General features: G+C 32.8%; 15 protein-coding genes. All 15 read right to left on the reverse strand.

Translation table 11 applies throughout. From position 1 onward, the window contains the following. Positions 1–10 precede the first annotated feature (10 nt). The 15 genes from D7I45_RS04350 to rny all read right to left on the reverse strand — a co-directional run bounded on the left by D7I45_RS04350 (position 11) and on the right by rny (position 16,530). Positions 11–496 carry a CvpA family protein gene (locus tag D7I45_RS04350; RefSeq protein ID WP_120784514.1) on the reverse strand — a complete coding sequence of 162 codons (486 nt, stop codon included), beginning with the start codon at positions 494–496 and terminating at the stop codon, positions 11–13. Then, positions 496–765, reverse strand: coding sequence for a cell division protein ZapA (locus D7I45_RS04355; protein WP_120784515.1), 270 nt, complete (start codon positions 763–765; stop codon positions 496–498). Before D7I45_RS04355 ends, D7I45_RS04350 begins: the two co-directional genes overlap by 1 nt. 110 nt (positions 766–875) lie before the next feature. Continuing rightward, positions 876–1,184, reverse strand: coding sequence for a DUF1292 domain-containing protein (locus tag D7I45_RS04360; RefSeq protein ID WP_120784516.1), 309 nt, complete (start codon positions 1,182–1,184; stop codon positions 876–878). A gap of 15 nt (positions 1,185–1,199) precedes the next feature. Then, on the reverse strand, positions 1,200–1,640 hold the full coding sequence (gene ruvX, locus D7I45_RS04365) for a Holliday junction resolvase RuvX (protein WP_120784517.1): 441 nt from the start codon (positions 1,638–1,640) through the stop codon (positions 1,200–1,202). Between the two features lie 3 nt (positions 1,641–1,643). Further along, positions 1,644–1,916, reverse strand: a complete 273-nt coding sequence (locus tag D7I45_RS04370; RefSeq protein WP_120784518.1) for an IreB family regulatory phosphoprotein — start codon at positions 1,914–1,916, stop codon at positions 1,644–1,646. Positions 1,917–1,983: 67 nt separating this feature from the next. Beyond that, positions 1,984–4,626 (reverse strand): alanine--tRNA ligase, encoded by a 2,643-nt coding sequence (alaS, locus tag D7I45_RS04375; protein WP_120784519.1) that lies wholly within the window; start codon positions 4,624–4,626, stop codon positions 1,984–1,986. A gap of 268 nt (positions 4,627–4,894) precedes the next feature. Beyond that, positions 4,895–6,256 carry a DEAD/DEAH box helicase gene (locus tag D7I45_RS04380; protein WP_120784520.1) on the reverse strand — a complete coding sequence of 454 codons (1,362 nt, stop codon included), beginning with the start codon at positions 6,254–6,256 and terminating at the stop codon, positions 4,895–4,897. Beyond that, positions 6,257–7,240 (reverse strand): DHH family phosphoesterase, encoded by a 984-nt coding sequence (locus D7I45_RS04385; RefSeq protein WP_120784521.1) that lies wholly within the window; start codon positions 7,238–7,240, stop codon positions 6,257–6,259. It lies immediately after the preceding gene. A 121-nt stretch (positions 7,241–7,361) separates the two neighbouring features. Beyond that, positions 7,362–7,700, reverse strand: a complete 339-nt coding sequence (gene yajC / locus D7I45_RS04390; protein ID WP_120784522.1) for a preprotein translocase subunit YajC — start codon at positions 7,698–7,700, stop codon at positions 7,362–7,364. A 69-nt stretch (positions 7,701–7,769) separates the two neighbouring features. Next, positions 7,770–8,780 (reverse strand): Holliday junction branch migration DNA helicase RuvB, encoded by a 1,011-nt coding sequence (ruvB, locus tag D7I45_RS04395; RefSeq protein ID WP_120784523.1) that lies wholly within the window; start codon positions 8,778–8,780, stop codon positions 7,770–7,772. A gap of 15 nt (positions 8,781–8,795) precedes the next feature. Continuing rightward, positions 8,796–9,410, reverse strand: coding sequence for a Holliday junction branch migration protein RuvA (ruvA, locus tag D7I45_RS04400; RefSeq protein WP_120784524.1), 615 nt, complete (start codon positions 9,408–9,410; stop codon positions 8,796–8,798). Positions 9,411–9,423: 13 nt separating this feature from the next. Beyond that, the gene (gene mutL, locus D7I45_RS04405; protein WP_120784525.1) at positions 9,424–11,370 is read right to left on the reverse strand and encodes a DNA mismatch repair endonuclease MutL; all 1,947 of its coding nucleotides are present in this window, start codon (positions 11,368–11,370) and stop codon (positions 9,424–9,426) included. Between the two features lie 12 nt (positions 11,371–11,382). Next, on the reverse strand, positions 11,383–14,064 hold the full coding sequence (gene mutS / locus D7I45_RS04410) for a DNA mismatch repair protein MutS (RefSeq protein WP_242446885.1): 2,682 nt from the start codon (positions 14,062–14,064) through the stop codon (positions 11,383–11,385). A 20-nt stretch (positions 14,065–14,084) separates the two neighbouring features. Beyond that, positions 14,085–14,885, reverse strand: coding sequence for a TIGR00282 family metallophosphoesterase (locus D7I45_RS04415; protein WP_120784526.1), 801 nt, complete (start codon positions 14,883–14,885; stop codon positions 14,085–14,087). 79 nt (positions 14,886–14,964) lie between these two features. Beyond that, positions 14,965–16,530, reverse strand: a complete 1,566-nt coding sequence (gene rny / locus D7I45_RS04420) for a ribonuclease Y (protein WP_120784527.1) — start codon at positions 16,528–16,530, stop codon at positions 14,965–14,967. Between the last annotated feature and the right edge of the window lie 99 nt (positions 16,531–16,629).

The following is a 16,629-nucleotide window of genomic DNA, read 5'->3' on the forward strand; positions in this document are numbered from 1 at the left end:
ATTAATCACCCTATCTTAACCATTTTTTAAATAATTGATGTGAAATTAATGGTGTTTTATGAACGATAAATTCAGAAACATTAGATTGATTATATTGTTCCTTAATTTGATTGTTGGGTAATACCGCAATAACGTTCAAAATAAATAATACAGATAAATATGCAATAAGGAAGCCAATAACTGCTCCTCCAAAAGCATTAACTTCATGTACCAAAGGTATATAAGTAATCTTATCTACTAATGAAATAATAATTCTAGCTAGTACTCCGGCTAGCAAAAATAAGATAAAGAAACTAATACTATTACATAACAACGGATTATTTACCAAATTTGAATTAGCAAAAATAGCTTGCCCGAAATCTCTTGCATAAAAAAGAGCAATTAACAAACTAAACATAAATCCAACTACTCGTAAAATTTCATGCGCTAATCCAAGACGATATCCATCATAAATACCATACAAAAGCAATAAAATAATAACAATATTAAAAATCATTAGTCTCTATTTTCCCTCTCATTATTTTTGGCATTACCATTTGTTTCATTTAACTTTTCTTGCATTTTTAATTGTTCAGAAAAAGCATTAAAAGCTAATAGAATTGCAGCATCTTCATTTTCAATGTCTGGTGAAATTTCTTTTAATTGACTCAATCTTTCATTCATCAATTTAGTCACTGTCTTCATATGTTCAGCAGAACTTTTACCTACAAATGTGTAAGTTTTATTTCCAATACTTGCTTTAAAGCGTTGATTAGTGTCGTTCATTTTTAATAAACCTCCAATGATTTCATCACTATTTTAGCATGAATATAATAATTAAAACAGTAAGGACCACAAAAAAGGACGCCCTTTGAGGCATCCTTTTTTTGTTGTTCTTAGTCCTTTTCATCAGTTGAATCATCAGTATCCACTAATGTGTTTAGTACTGATTCAACCATATCCCATTCTTCATCGGTTTCAATACTTTGTAAATCTCCACCTTGAGGATCAGTTGGATCATCACCTTCTGGTAATGCAAAAGCTTGTATATCAACTTCTTCATCATCATTGCTTCCAGTTGGGTATACCAGAATATATGATTTATGAAAATCTTCAGAATCAAAAGTAAATAAGATATCATATAATTCTTCGTTTCCATTCTCATCTACTAAGGTGATTCGTTGTGGTTCTTCTTCGTTATTCACTTGCGTACCTCTTTTCTAAAGTGTTTGCTGTGTTAATTTTCCTTTTCTATCTAGATATGATTGTAAAATCAACTCAGAAGCTATCTTATCAATAACTTTTTTTCTCTTTTGTCTGGAAGTATCAGCTTTTTCTATTAACATTCTTTCCGCTTCAACCGTAGTTAAGCGTTCATCTTCAAAATCTACTGGTAATCCAAATTTTTCTTTTAAAAGATCTCCGTAGTGCTTAGAAGCATCCACTCTTGGGCCAGAAGTATTATTCATATTCTTAGGTAAACCTAATACAAATCCAGTGACTCCGTATTTTTCAACTAATTCAGAAACGCGATCTAGACCAAATTGTTCTTCTTCTTCATTTATTGGAATAATTTCCACACCTTGTGCAGTCCAACCCAATAAATCACTGACTGAAATTCCAACTGTTCTAGAACCAACGTCCATTCCCATTAATCTCATATATTACTTTTCCTCATCATTGTTATTTTTATCCAAGTAAAAGCGAACTAATTCTTCAATAATTTCGTCTCTTTCATGACGACGTATTAAATTTCTAGCATCATTAAATCGAGGAATATATGCTGGATCACCTGATATTAAGTACCCTACTATTTGATTATATGGATCATAACCCTTTTCCTCTAATGATTTAAACACTGTTAATAGTGTATCATGTACATTTTTGGGAGTATTACTATTTAAATCAAAATACATTGTTTTGTCTGAAGTACTCATTTACAACACCTCTAAATATATGACGTAGGTTTATTATAAAGCTACTTGAATAAAATTAAAACTTATTTTAATTGTTTTCTAACCAGTCAGCAGCAGCTTTCATTGCTGAAGGTAAACCAGCTGGGTTTGCACCACCAGCTTGGGCCATGTTTGGACGGCCACCACCGCCACCGTTAATTTCCTTAGCGATTGACTTAATAATGTCACCGGCTTTTACACCAGCTTTTACTTTATCATCACTAACAGCAACAATTAGGTTAGCTTTACCACTGTTTTCTGTTCCTAATACCAAGACATCTGATAAGTTCTTAGTTCTCCAAGTATCAGCAAGTTGTCTTAATTGATCCATACCAGAAACATTTAAGACACCGGTAATTAGTTTAGTACCATTTACTTCTTTTACGTCATCAAATACTGAATCAGCTTGTTGGCTAGCAATCTTGGATTCTAGTTTTTCTTGCTTTTGTTGTAATTTCTTAATTTGATCTTGTAATTGAGCAACTTTACCAGGAACTTCTTCAATTTGGGAAGTCTTAACTTGTCCAGCAATCTTGTTCAATAAAGCTTCCTTATGGTCTAAGTATTCAAAAGCAGCTTTAGAAGTTACGGCTTCAATTCTTCTAACACCTGCACCTACACCTGATTCAGAAACTATCTTGAATAAGCCAAGGCTGCTAGTATTCTTAACGTGGTTACCACCACAGAATTCAACTGAATAATCACCAGCGCTAACAACACGAACTTTATCACCATACTTGTTATCAAATAAGGCAATAGCACCCATCTTCTTACCAGTTTCTTGGTCAGTTTCTACTGTAGTAACTGGTTCAGCTTTAAAGATTTGTTCATTAACTAAATCTTCAACCTTTTGTAAGTCTTCATCAGTAACTGAACCAAAGTGTGTGAAGTCAAATCTTAGATAGTTTGGTTCAACTAATGATCCAGCTTGTTGAGTATGATCACCCAATACGTTACGTAATGATTGATCAAGCAAATGAGTAGCAGTATGGTTGTTTTCAACTAATCTATGGAATTGTTCATCCACTTTTAGATAATACTTATTACCCTTTTGTAATGGCTTAACAACATCAATTGTGTGTAAGTTTTGACCATTAGGAGCATGTTGAACATCAGTAACTTTAGCAACTACTTCACCATTTTCATCTTCAATGACACCTTTATCGGCAACTTGTCCACCCATTTCTGCGTAGAATGGAGTTTCATCAAAAATAACTTCGGCAACGCCATCGTTTACTGAATCTACTAATTTTTCATCAACAATAATATCTAGAAGTTCAGCATCTTTAACTTCTAATTGAGTGTATCCAACATACTTACTTGGAGTTTTAATTTCGATTAATAAATCTCTTTGTACACCCATAGATTTATCATCACCACGTGCGTTTCTTGCACGGTCTTTTTGTTTCTTCATTTCAGACTTGAAACCATCTTCATCTACTGAGTAACCAGCATCTTCTAGGTATTCTTTAGTCATTTCAAATGGGAAACCATAAGTATCATATAGCTTAAATGCATCCTTACCATCAACAGTGTCTTTATTGGATTCTTTTAAGTTGTCAATTAATTCATTTAATAATTGTAATCCATCAGATAAAGTTTCATTGAAACGTTTTTCTTCAGAATGAATAACTTTAGCTAAGTAATCCTTTTGTTCCAATACTTCTGGGTAGTATGATTTCATGATTTCACCCACTACAGGAACTAATTTATACAAGAAGTTACCCTTAATTCCAAGACGGTGTGCAGAAACAATAGCTCTTCTGATTAATCTTCTGATTACGTAACCTCTACCAACATTGGATGGTAATGCTCCATCACCAATTGCAAAGGTAATAGCTCTAGCATGGTCAGCAATAATCTTGAAATCAACGTCATCTTGTTTGTTAACACCATATTTCTTACCATTACTGAATTCTTCAGCTTTTCTAATGATTGGCATGAATAAGTCTGTTTCAAAGTTAGTTGGTGCATCTTCAAAAATTGAAGTAACACGTTCTAGTCCCATACCAGTATCAATGTTTTTTCTAGGAAGTGGTTCGTAAGTATCATCAGGCTTGTGGTTAAATTGTGAAAATACAATATTCCAAACTTCTAGGTATCTTTCATTTTCACCACCAGGATAATTTTCTGGATCATCAGGTGCTAAATTATCGTATTTTTCACCACGATCATAAAAGATTTCAGTATCAGGACCTGAAGGACCTTGACCAATATCCCAAAAGTTATCATCCATATCTACTAAATGATCTGGTTCTACACCAGCTTCTTGCCAGAATTTTTTGGCATCAGTATCTTTAGGATAAACAGTCATGTATAACTTATCTTTATCCCAACCAAACCATTTTGGAGAAGTTAATAGTTCAAAGGCCCATTTGATAGCTTCTTCTTTGAAATAGTCACCAACAGAAAAGTTACCTAACATTTCAAATAATGTGTGGTGACGAGCAGTTTTACCAACATTTTCGATATCATTAGTTCTAATACTCTTTTGAGAACTTGTTAAACGATGGTTCTTTGGAACCACACTACCATCGAAGTATTTCTTCATAGTAGCAACTCCAGAGTTAATCCAAAGTAATGATGGATCATCCTTTGGTACTAGAGATGCACTTGGTTCAACTGTGTGACCATGTTCTTTGAAAAATTCCAAATACATAGCACGAATTTGACTACTATCTAATTTTTTCATCACAATTTCCTCCAATAAGCACAAAAACACCGTTGCTAGTAAAGACGCTTACACGCGGTACCACTTTACTTGCAACGATGTTTCTTATTTCGTATACCTCTTAAGTCTCTATAACGCTGAGAAGCGATTTAATTAATTTCGAGATAGCACCATAATTCATCCTGTCATCTTTCTCACCAACCAAGATGTCTCTTTAATCATGATAAATCTGGCATGTTCTCTACTCACATAATTAAATTATATTGTTTCTTAAAACTGGTGTCAATCTTTATCTATAGCGTTGTGAACTATTCTTTCTGGACTTTCTTCTTCTACGTCCTGCTTCACGTTGAGAAATACGACGATTCATTTCATCATTTCTCTTCAATTCACGCTTAATCTTGTTCTTGTAACCAGGTTTAACATTACGTTTTTTCTTTTTAATCATACCAATCATTGTTGGGTCTAATTTATCATGACCCTTACGATGAGTCTTACGACGGTTACGATCATAAGTATCTACAACTCTACCATTCTTTATAGTCTTAGGCTTAAATGAAATTCCCATATTTTCTAATGCGTCAATTTCATCTTCTTCATCAGGTGAATATAAAGTAATAGCAGTTCCTGGTAAGTTATTACGACCAGTTCTACCTACACGGTGAATAAAGTATTCCAAATCATCAGGTATGTCATCATTAATGACATCTGATACACCTTCAATATCAATTCCTCTAGCTGCTAAATCAGTTGCAACAACAAATTGAAAATCTAGGTTTTGAATTTGCTTCATCATTCTCTTACGTTCACGAGGAGTTAATTCACCAGAAACAATTCCAACTTTTAATCCTTGATTACGTAAGTATTCATATATTTCTTCAACACGTTTACGGGTATTAGCAAAAATAAGAACTAAGTATGGTTCACCCATTGTAATTAAACGATAAATTAAATCATTCTTGTCATTACCCTTAGTAGAAATCAACCAATTATCAATAGTTGGACTGATAATAGTACGGTTAGGAATGTTTTCTACGTATGGATTTTCCAAATATTTCTTTAAGAATGGCTTTAATTTTTGTGGAATAGTTGCAGAGAATACCATCATTTGTAGGTCTTTTCCAAAACTTGCTGCAATGCTATCCACTTCATTTAAGAAACCTAAGTCTAATGTCATATCAGCTTCATCAATAACTAATTTATTAGCTGTATGAACCTTTAAATGTTGACTCTTAATTAAATCCGCGATTCTTCCTGGAGTACCAATAACGATTTGTGGTTGTTCATTTTTCAACTTTTCAATTTGTCTTACTTTATCAGTTCCACCAACATAGTTAGCAATATGAATAGTTTTATCACAATGTTTAGCTAATTGTTTAGCATTATCGTAGATTTGGTATGCTAATTCACGACTTGGTGTAGTGATTACTGCTTGAACCTCTAATTGTTCAATGTTTAAATCATCAAAAATAGGTAATAGAAAAGCATGAGTTTTACCACTACCAGTTGCTGATTGTCCTACTACACTACGTCCCTTTCTAATTTCAGGAATTATTTTTTCTTGAATAGGTGTTGGGTTAGAAAAATGTAGTTCGTTTAAGGCATCCATTAGGAATGGCTTAAAATTATATTGTTTAAATGTACTTGGCATCTAATTATCTCCTTTGTAATCGGCAGCTATCTCATTTAGTTTGCTAATTACTGACTTAATTTCATCATCATCTTTAGCGACCGCACCACTAGCAAGTGCATGTCCGCCACCACCAAATTCTTTTGCTAATCCATTTATAGCAGGTCCTTTGGAACGTAAACGAATTCTATAGCTACCATCTTTTTGTTGTACAAAGATTGCCCATGATACTACTTGATCAATATTTCCAGGCAAAGGAACTACAGCTGATGTGCTTTCATCCTCTAAATGATATTGTTTTAAAATTTCTTCAGTTAATACTAAATATGCGGCACCACTAGTTTCGATATTTAAATTTTCATAAACATATGCTGCTAATCTTGCCATTGGTAAATCAATTGATGATTCAATGGTATTAACTTTACTAGTAGAAAAATCAAGTTCTGCTAATTTAGAAGCAACTCTAAATGTATTAGCAGAAGTTGCTGGGTATTTGAAACGACCAGTATCTCCTACAATTCCGGCATATAACAATCTACCGGCTTCTGCATTTATCTTTAATTTATGTGATGATTCATATAATTCATAAATTAATTCAGAAGTACTTGATGCTTTAGGATCTACCCACATAATATCTCCAAATTGATCATCATTAGGATGGTGGTCAATTTTTATCATCATTTTTCCTTGAGTATATCTACTGTCATCTACTCGAGGTTGATTAGCCGTATCACAAACGATAACTAATGCATTTTTATAAACGTCATCATCAATTTCGTCTGTACTTCCTAGCCAATCAAAACTACTATATTGTTTTCCCACAGCATAAACATGTTTCTTAGGAAAAGAAGCTTTTATAATATTTGCTAATCCTAATTGTGATCCATAAGCATCAGGATCAGGACGTTGATGTCTATGAATAATAATTGTATCAAAATCACAAATTGCTTTAACAATCTTTTTTTGAGTCGATAAATTTAAAAAATTAAAAATTTTATTTTTCATGGTTATCCTTCAATCTTTGTTTATTACTAGCATAATTATATCATACGAATAATTACATTGTTTAGTATCAAAAAAAGACAACTTTCAGCAATGCTGAAAACTGTCTTTTTCCAACTAACTTTTAGTCTTTTTTAGTTTCACTATCTTCTTTTGAAGTAGTATCTTTTGATGTTTCTTCTTTTGTATCTGAAACACGTGTTGTTACTTTAGCAACAGCATTTAAATCAAATACTAAGTAAATACCATCACAATCTAAAGTAACTGTTTTTTCTTCTTCGTTAATGTCATCTACAATTCCGTGAAGACGACCAATAGTAGTAACATGGTCACCTTTTTGTAATTGTTTTAATGTTTGTGCATGTTTTTGTTGTTGTTTCTTTTGAGGTCTGATAACCAAGAAATACATAACAGCAAAAATTAAAATTAGGACAATAAATCCACTGTATTGACTGTATTGCATAAATATATCACCGTACTTTCCAATCTTAGTAACTTTAGATTATCAAATATATAGTCATTAGTCCAGTTATTATTTTAAATCGTTTATAGGATAATGCAAATGTTCATACCCATCAGCAGTTACTACTCTTCCCCTAGCAGTACGTTTAATAAAACCTATCTGCAATAAGTATGGTTCGTACATTTCTTCAATTGTATCAGTCTCTTCACCCACATTAGCAGCTAATGTAGCCAAGCCAACTGGACCTCCATTATAATATTCAATCATCGTTTTCAATAATTTAATATCAGTAGCATCTAATCCTCGATCATCAACACCTAACATCTTAAGTGCTTTATCTACGATTTCTACATCGATATTATCCTTCTCAGATACTTGAGCAAAATCTCTAACTCGTTTTAACAATCGGTTAGCAATTCTTGGTGTTCCACGTGAACGTCTTGCAATTTCGTGAGCCCCTTGGTCATATATTTTAGTATTAAATATATCGGCAGAACGAATTACAATATCTTGTAAATCATCAGTATCATAATATTTCATATGTTCAACAATACCAAAACGATCACGGAATGGAGCCGAAAGTAATCCTGCTCTGGTAGTTGCACCAATTAAAGTGAATGGAGGAAGTGGAAAATGAACAGGATGAGCTGTAGGGCCTTGTCCTACCACTATATCCACATAGAAATCTTCCATAGCTGAATAAAGCATTTCTTCCACCATTTTAGGTAGTCGATGAATTTCATCGATAAAAAGTATATCTCCTGGTTGTAGTTCATTTAATAATGCTACCAAATCTCCTGGCTTTTCAATTGCAGGTCCACTGGTGGTTTTTATACCAACTTCCATTTCATTTGCAATTACCATTGCCAAGGTGGTTTTACCTAAACCTGGAGGTCCATAAAGCAAAACATGATCCAAAGATTCTTCACGTTGTTTTGCCGCTTTTATATAAACCGACAATTCTTTTTTTAAATCTGATTGTCCAATATATTCTGATAAGTATTGTGGACGGAGAGATTTTTCTAATGATTCTTCCGCTTGTCCTTCACTATCTCCTGAAATGATGCGGTTATCGTCCATCTAGATTTTCCCTCCTTAAAATTGTGTTAATATTCTCAATCCATTACTTAAGTATTCATCTGTACTCATTGGATCTTTAGCTTCTAATTCTTTTCTGACTTTCTTAACGTCACGACTAGTATATCCTAAAGCTGCTAATGCTTGCAATGCATCTTCTAATTCAGTATTAGTATCTTGTTTCTTGGCTTGCTTTTCAATGCTATCGAAATCATCAAATAATGATGGAGCGATATCATCCAATTTACCTTTCAAGTCCAAAATAATTTGCTTAGCTGTCTTTTGGCCCACTCCAGGAAACTTAGTTAAATAACTTACGTTTTCTGAATTAATTGCGTTTAGTAGTGATTTAGGATCATTACCGGCCAAAATAGCTAAAGCACTCTTAGGTCCAATACCAGAAACATTCAATAATTTTTCAAAAATGCTCTTAATTTCTTTACTAGCGAAGCCATATAAAGTTTGTGACGAATCTGTGACAGATTGGTGAATAAAAACTTTTACCTTTTTTTCACTATCAATATCATATTGATATGGATCAGCTGTATAAACTAAATACCCGACTCCATTAACATCAATAACGATATATCCAGGTTCTACATCTTCTATAATTCCTTTTAAATATTCAAACATATCTTTTCCTCATTTACATAAAATTATTATGACTGTGTGGGTCTTGAATTCTCTTAAACATTTTTTCCATATCTGTATTAGAGAATGAAACTAAAACAGGACGACCATGTGGACAGTTAAATGGATTATTAACTGTGGATAGTTCATCAATTAAATGCACTGCTTGTGCTCTATCTAAATGATGATTTGCTTTAATAGCACGTTTACAGCTCATCATAATAGCTGTTTGTGCTCTAAATGATGCAATAGAAATGTTCTTCTTTTGAATCACCCAATCAATCATTTCTTTTATAGTTTCTTCTTCCTGTCCCTCGGGAATCCAAGTTGGATGTTGTTTAACTACAAAACTATTTTTTCCAAACGGTTCAATATTAATACCAACATCTTTTAATACATCTATATTTTCTTCAATAATTAGTGCATCCCTATTAGGGTAATCTAAAACCAACGGAACTAGCAACTTTTGTTGGTCGTCAGATACCTCACCAATTTCAGTTCTAAAACGTTCATAGTTGATTCTTTCTTGCGCCGCATGTTGATCGATGATGTACATTCCATCAGCTGATTCTGCCAACAAGTAAGTACCATGAAGTTGTCCTATATATACTAATCTAGGAAATCTTACAGTGTCAGTATCTTCTTGAACCTCTTTTTCAGTATTCTGATTTCCAAATGGCAATGCTTCTTCTGTATATTTATTCTTAAAATTAATAACGTCGGAATCATTTAATTGATCGGAACTAGTAATCTTAATTACATCATCTACATTTTCTAATTCAACATCATTTTCATCATTATGATTAAACTCATCATAATTATTTTCATGATTTTCGTTTAATAAATCATTATCACTAAATGATTCATCCACATAGTCCGATTTATTTTCTCTAGAAATCTGATTAAGTTGAAATTGTAATTGTTCGTTACTGTATCTTGGCTTAACAGCACGATCTCTTGTCATTACTTCCGGAATCAAATTTTTCTTGAATATAGTGTTATAAATAGTATTAGAAATCAAATCGCATAATTGTCTTTCCTTACTTATACGGACTGTTTGCTTAGTTGGATGTACATTTACGTCGGTTAATGTAGGATCTAATTTTATATTCAATACTGCTATAGGATATCTTCCAACCATTAACTTAGAACCATAACCATCTATGATAGATTTAAAAATGGCATTACTTCTAACATATCTACCATTTAATGTGATAGTAACGTAATTTCTGGAAGCTCTAGTTAATTCTGGCAAACTAACATATCCATCTATTTTAAAATCATCGTCTTGATTATCAATTTTGATAATTCGTTTTAAATTTTTTGCACTATATATATCACCAATAACTTGTTGCAAATTATTACGACCAGAAGTTCGTAATATTTCCCTATGGTTGTGAACTAAAGAGAATGCAATATCTGGATGACCGATTGCTAATCGATCCACTATATCTGAAATTTTAGACAATTCAGTTTTAATGGTTTTCATGTATTTCAATCTTGCAGGTGTATTAAAGAAGATATCCTTTACTAAAATACTAGTACCTCTTCTTGCTTCGGCAGGTTTAACTTCTAACGTTTTTCCACCCCGAATATGAATTTCGGTACCTTCATCACCAGTAGAAGTCTTTAATAATACATCTGAAACGGATGCAATAGATGGAAGAGCTTCACCACGAAAACCTAGAGAATGTACTCTAAATAAATCACGTGGATTACTAATCTTACTAGTAGCATGTCTCTTAAATGCTAATTCCACGTCATCATGAGCTATACCTATTCCATCATCAATAATTTCAATACTCTTTAATCCTGCATCTTCGACGTTAATATCTATTTGTGTACTATTAGCATCAATAGAATTTTCTACTAATTCTTTTACCACTGAAGCTGGTCTTTCTACCACTTCTCCAGCAGCAATTTGATCAGCTAAGATTGAAGATAATTCATGTATTTTATGCAAGATTAAAACCTCCTACTTATTATCCATTTCACGTTTCCATTTATAAACTTCATTCATAATTTCCATAGGAGTTTTAGACATTAAATCTAACTCTTTAATCTCTTTTAGGATTGGATTATTATCATGAGGTTTTTTATTATTTTTTACTGGTTCTTCGTCCTTAAATAAAGATAATTGTTGTTCTTGATTATCATCAGTATATAATTCTGCTGGCTCAGCATTATTAGTTAATTCCACCGTTTTATTTTCTTCTGCAGTGGTATTTTCTGTATCATAATCATCTTTAACTTTATCATTGCTAATATTTTTGCTTTTATCAGCATTTTCTAAATCATTTAAGATGTTGTCTGCACGATTTAGTAGTGAATCTGGTAATCCTGCTAGCTTAGCTACGTGAATCCCGTATGATTTATCAGCAGCTCCAGACTTAACCTTGTGCAAGAATACTAATTCACCATTCTTCTCAACTGCCCCTACATGAACATTTTTTAGCTCTGGCAATGATTTAGAAAGTTCTGTTAATTCATGATAATGAGTAGAGAAAAGTGTCTTAGCATGAATATGATTATGAACATATTCAATGATAGATTGTGCAAGTGCCATTCCATCATAAGTAGCAGTACCTCTACCAATTTCATCGAATAAAATTAAACTATCTTCAGTAGCATTTTGAATAGCATTGTTAGATTCTTGCATTTCCACCATGAATGTACTTTGACCAGAAATTAAATCATCAGCAGCACCAATTCTAGTAAATATTTGATCAAAAATAGGCATATTTGCTGACTTAGCAGGAACAAAGCAACCTATTTGCGTCATAATAACGCTTAAAGCTAATTGACGCATATAAGTACTTTTACCTGACATATTAGGCCCGGTAATTAAAAGAATATTGGTCTTAGGATCCATCTTAACGTCATTAGGAACGTATGATTGATGTCCCATTACTTTTTCAACTACTGGATGACGTCCATCGACAATTTCTAATTCATGATTTTCATTTAGTTTAGGTTTTACCAAACGATATTCATCGGAAACTGCAGCAAAGCTTTGCAAGACGTCCAAACTAGAAACTGCACTAGCCACTGTTTGAAGTCTTTGAATGGCTTTCTTTACTACTTCTCTTATCTTACTAAAAATTTCGTATTCTAGTGTTTTAGATTTTTCTTGTGCTTCAATAATTAGTTTTTCTTTTTCTTTTAGTTCAGGAGTAGAAAATCTTTCTGCATTGGTTAGTGTTTGTTTTCTTTCATATCTGTCTTCTGGTAATTTACTTAAGTTTGCCTTAGAAACTTCAATATAGTAACCAAAAACGTGATTATAACCAATTTTCAAGTTATTTATACCAGTAGCTTTACGTTCTTTATCTTCTAATTCTGCTATCCATTGCTTACCGTTATTCATGGCATCTCGATATTTATCTAAGACTTCATTATATCCATCTTTGATTATGTCTCCATCAGTAACAGAAAGTGGTGGTTCATCAATAATGGCATCTTCAATTAAATCAGCTACATCCTCTACTGGATCTAAATCAGCATCAATATCAGCGAATGAATCTGAACCCATTTCATCCAATACATACTTAATTTTAGGAATTTGACGTAATGATGTTTTTAATTGTACTAAGTCTCTTCCATTAACGGAGCCAAATGAAACTTTACCAGCTAAACGTTCTAAATCATATACCTTAACTAATAAATCAGCTATTTCACTACGTTCATAGTAATGATTCAATAAATCATCTACAGAATTTTGACGCGATAAAATTGTATTTTTATTTACTAATGGATGATCAATCCATTCTTTTAACTTACGGCCACCCATAGCGGTTTTCGTTTCATCAAGAAGCCATAATAGACTGCCTGATTTTTTATTAGTTCGAATGTTTTTAGTTAATTCAAGATTGTATTGTGAATTATGATCTATCTTTAAGAATTCAGCAGGTTGATAAGGTTGTGCTGCTTTCATATGTGATAGACTACGTTTTTGCGTATCAGTAATGTAAGTGGTTAAACGATGAATAACAGCTTTTTCAATGTCACTTTGTAAATTAGCAGAAAGGTATTCCATTGATTCGACAGATTTGCTGTCTTCTTGATGAGATACTAAAATACCCAACTTCTTAATAATTTTTACATCGCGATCTTTTATTTGATCATTTACAATAACTTCCTTAGTTTGTAGCATCATTAATTCATTTACAACGCTATCAATACTAGATAAAACTGTAGTCTTTAATTCACCTGTGGATAACTCTGCATAAGCAAAACCGTATTTTCCTTGTGTATATTCAATAGCGGTCAAATAGTTATTATCCTTAGCATTTTCGGCACCCATAGTAGTTCTAGTACCAGGAGTAATTAATTGAGTAACCGCTCTTTTAACCATTCCCTTAGCCAACTTAGGATCTTCCATTTGTTCACAAATGGCTACTTTATACCCCTTATCAATCAAGGTATCGATATATGTTTCTACTGCTTTATGAGGGACACCACACATAGGTATAGGATTTTTAGCGCTTTTACTTCTAGATGTTAAAGTTAGCTCTAATATCTGTGCACCTTTTACGGCATCATCATTAAACATTTCATAAAAATCACCTAAGCGGTAAAAAACAAAGGCATCCGGATACTTATCCTTCACCTTTTGATATTGTTCCATCATTGGTGTCAATTTTGCTGTTTTAGTCATTTAATTCACTACCCCTCAAATTAGCCTTGATATGGATTATTAGGATTAATTAAAATTTTCTTGATAGATCTAGCAGTTCCATCATCTCGTAAATCAATTACACAACCGGAAATAATTCCATTTCCAGAAGTTTCTACTTCAAATCTAGTTGGACGTTGTGTTAAGAAACGATGAATAATATTTTCATATTTCATTCCTAACACACTATCAAATGGTCCACACATTCCGGCATCTGTAATAAATGCAGTTCCCTTAGGTAAGACTTGATTATCATTAGTTTGTACGTGTGTATGGGTACCAACCAATGCAGAAATTCTACCATCAAGATACATAGCCATCGCTCTTTTTTCACTGGTAGTTTCCGCATGAAAATCAACAAAAATATAATCAACTTCATGATTTAATTTGTTGACTAATTCATCTACTTCAGCAAACGGATCATCAATAGGATCCATAAAAATACGGCCTTGTAAATTAATAACAGCCAATTTCTTACCGTTAATATTAACAATAGTATAACCTCTTCCCGGAACATTTTTTCCTGGGAAGTTTAATGGACGAACCAATTTTTCAGTATCATCAATAAAATCAAATATTTCTTCATTATTCCATGCATGGTTTCCCAAAGTAATAACATCGGCTCCAGCATTCATAATTTCTTTATAAACTTTTTTATTAATACCACGTCCAAAAGATGTCGCATTTTCTCCATTAACAATTGTTAATTGTGGTTTATAATCTCTCTTTAAAATAGGTAAATATTGGCTAACCTTATCTACACCTATATTTCCTACCACATCACCTAAAAATAGAATCTTCATATTTTTCCTCAATTCGTTAATATTATACTTATAATTTTACACCGTTTTAACTAAAATAAAAAAGGCCCAAGGCCTTTTTTTATTTTGCATATTCAATTGATCTAACTTCTCTAATAATTGTAACCTTAATATGACCAGGATATTCCATATCCTCTTCAATCTTATTCTTAATATCTCTAGCTAAAACAACTGCTTGAGTATCAGAAACTTTTTCTGGTTTAACAATCACTCTTATTTCACGTCCAGCTTGAATAGCATAACTCTTTTGGACTTCATCAAAGCTATCACTAATAGCTTCTAAGCTCTCCAATCGGTGAACAAAGCTCTCAAGAGATTTACTCTTTGCACCTGGTCTAGCATTTGCAATCTTGTTTGCAATATTTACTAACTCAGAAATAATGTATTTAGGTTCATTTCCATCAATATCTGATGAAACTGAATCAATAACTACAGGGCTTTCTTTAAACTTCTTAGCTAAATCTACCCCAAGTTCAATATGTGAACCTTCAATTTCATTATCAGCAGAGCGACCAATTTCGTGCAATAATCCTGCGCGTTTAGCTAGTACGACATCTTCACCTAATTCGGCAGCTAAGACTCCTGACAACTTCGCAACTTCAATAGAATGGTTCAAAACATTACGACCACGATAAATCTTAAACTTCAATTTACCAATCATCATAATCATTTCAGGATTCATAGAATGAATTCCTAAATCGAATACAGTTTCTTCACCAATTTCTTGAATTTTTTCATCAAGTTCTCGACGACTTTTTTCCACCATCTCTTCAATTCTAGCAGGATGGATTCTACCATCCTTAATTAGACTTTCCAAAGCCATCTTAGCAACTTCACGTCTAATTGGATCAAATCCACTCAATACAACCGCTTCAGGAGTATCATCAATAACTAAATCAATTCCAGTTAAAGTTTCGAAGGTTCTAATATTTCTACCTTCTCTACCAATAATTCTTCCCTTCATGTCATCATTAGGAAGATTTACAACTGAAACTGTAGTTTCGGATACAATATCTGCAGCGCTTTGTTGAATAGCTTCAATCACCAGATTCTTGGCGTTTTCAGATGATTCTTTACGAGCGAGATTATAACTATCCTTCACCATCTTAGCACGTTCATCAGCTAATTCATTCTTAGTTTCGCTAATAATTAAATCTTGTGCTTCTTTTTGTGAAAGTGAAGAAATACGTTCTAACTCTACTTGACGTTGTTTAACTAGCGCATCGGCTTGCTGTTGCTTTTGTTCAAGTTCTTTTTGGTTGGAATTAAGCTTTTCTTCTCTACGATTCAAAGAACCTTCACGTTTATCAAAAGCGTCGTCTTTACGATCTAAAGAATCTTCTCTTTGGATCAAACGATTTTCTTGACGTTGTACTTCAACTCTTCTTTGCTTAATTTCTTTTTCAATGCTAGAACGATAACGGTTACTCTTTTCTCTAGCTTCCAGAATTGCTTCTTTAGCTGAAGTTTGAGCTTGTCGCTTAGCATCTTCCAAAATATCTTGTGCACTCTCGTGAGCCTTTGATAATTTCTTATCAACTATCTTTTTATTAGATACTGTACCCACAAGAATTCCAATCACAAAAGCAGCGATGATTGCGAGGATTATAGGTAATAAATAAGTCATAGGCTTATTGCACCTCCACATCATCTTATTGTAATTAAATTGTTCATTAAACAGTACTAACAAAGTCAGCACTACTATATTTTAAATTTTACTAGTGAA

The sequence above is a fragment of the Apilactobacillus bombintestini genome, from assembly GCF_003627035.1.
Taxonomy (GTDB): domain Bacteria; phylum Bacillota; class Bacilli; order Lactobacillales; family Lactobacillaceae; genus Apilactobacillus; species Apilactobacillus bombintestini.

Bases quoted from the DNA above. Each gene is read 5' to 3' on its own strand.
- D7I45_RS04385 (WP_120784521.1), bottom strand. From the start codon at position 7,240: ATGAAAAATAAAATTTTTAATTTTTTAAATTTATCGACTCAAAAAAAG.
- D7I45_RS04370 (WP_120784518.1), bottom strand. From the start codon at position 1,916: ATGAGTACTTCAGACAAAACAATGTATTTTGATTTAAATAGTAATACT.
- ruvX (WP_120784517.1), bottom strand. From the start codon at position 1,640: ATGAGATTAATGGGAATGGACGTTGGTTCTAGAACAGTTGGAATTTCA.
- D7I45_RS04355 (WP_120784515.1), bottom strand. From the start codon at position 765: ATGAACGACACTAATCAACGCTTTAAAGCAAGTATTGGAAATAAAACT.
- ruvA (WP_120784524.1), bottom strand. From the start codon at position 9,410: ATGTTTGAATATTTAAAAGGAATTATAGAAGATGTAGAACCTGGATAT.
- alaS (WP_120784519.1), bottom strand. From the start codon at position 4,626: ATGAAAAAATTAGATAGTAGTCAAATTCGTGCTATGTATTTGGAATTT.
- yajC (WP_120784522.1), bottom strand. From the start codon at position 7,700: ATGCAATACAGTCAATACAGTGGATTTATTGTCCTAATTTTAATTTTT.
- mutS (WP_242446885.1), bottom strand. From the start codon at position 14,064: ATGACTAAAACAGCAAAATTGACACCAATGATGGAACAATATCAAAAG.
- D7I45_RS04350 (WP_120784514.1), bottom strand. From the start codon at position 496: ATGATTTTTAATATTGTTATTATTTTATTGCTTTTGTATGGTATTTAT.
- rny (WP_120784527.1), bottom strand. From the start codon at position 16,530: ATGACTTATTTATTACCTATAATCCTCGCAATCATCGCTGCTTTTGTG.
- D7I45_RS04415 (WP_120784526.1), bottom strand. From the start codon at position 14,885: ATGAAGATTCTATTTTTAGGTGATGTGGTAGGAAATATAGGTGTAGAT.
- ruvB (WP_120784523.1), bottom strand. From the start codon at position 8,780: ATGGACGATAACCGCATCATTTCAGGAGATAGTGAAGGACAAGCGGAA.
- D7I45_RS04380 (WP_120784520.1), bottom strand. From the start codon at position 6,256: ATGCCAAGTACATTTAAACAATATAATTTTAAGCCATTCCTAATGGAT.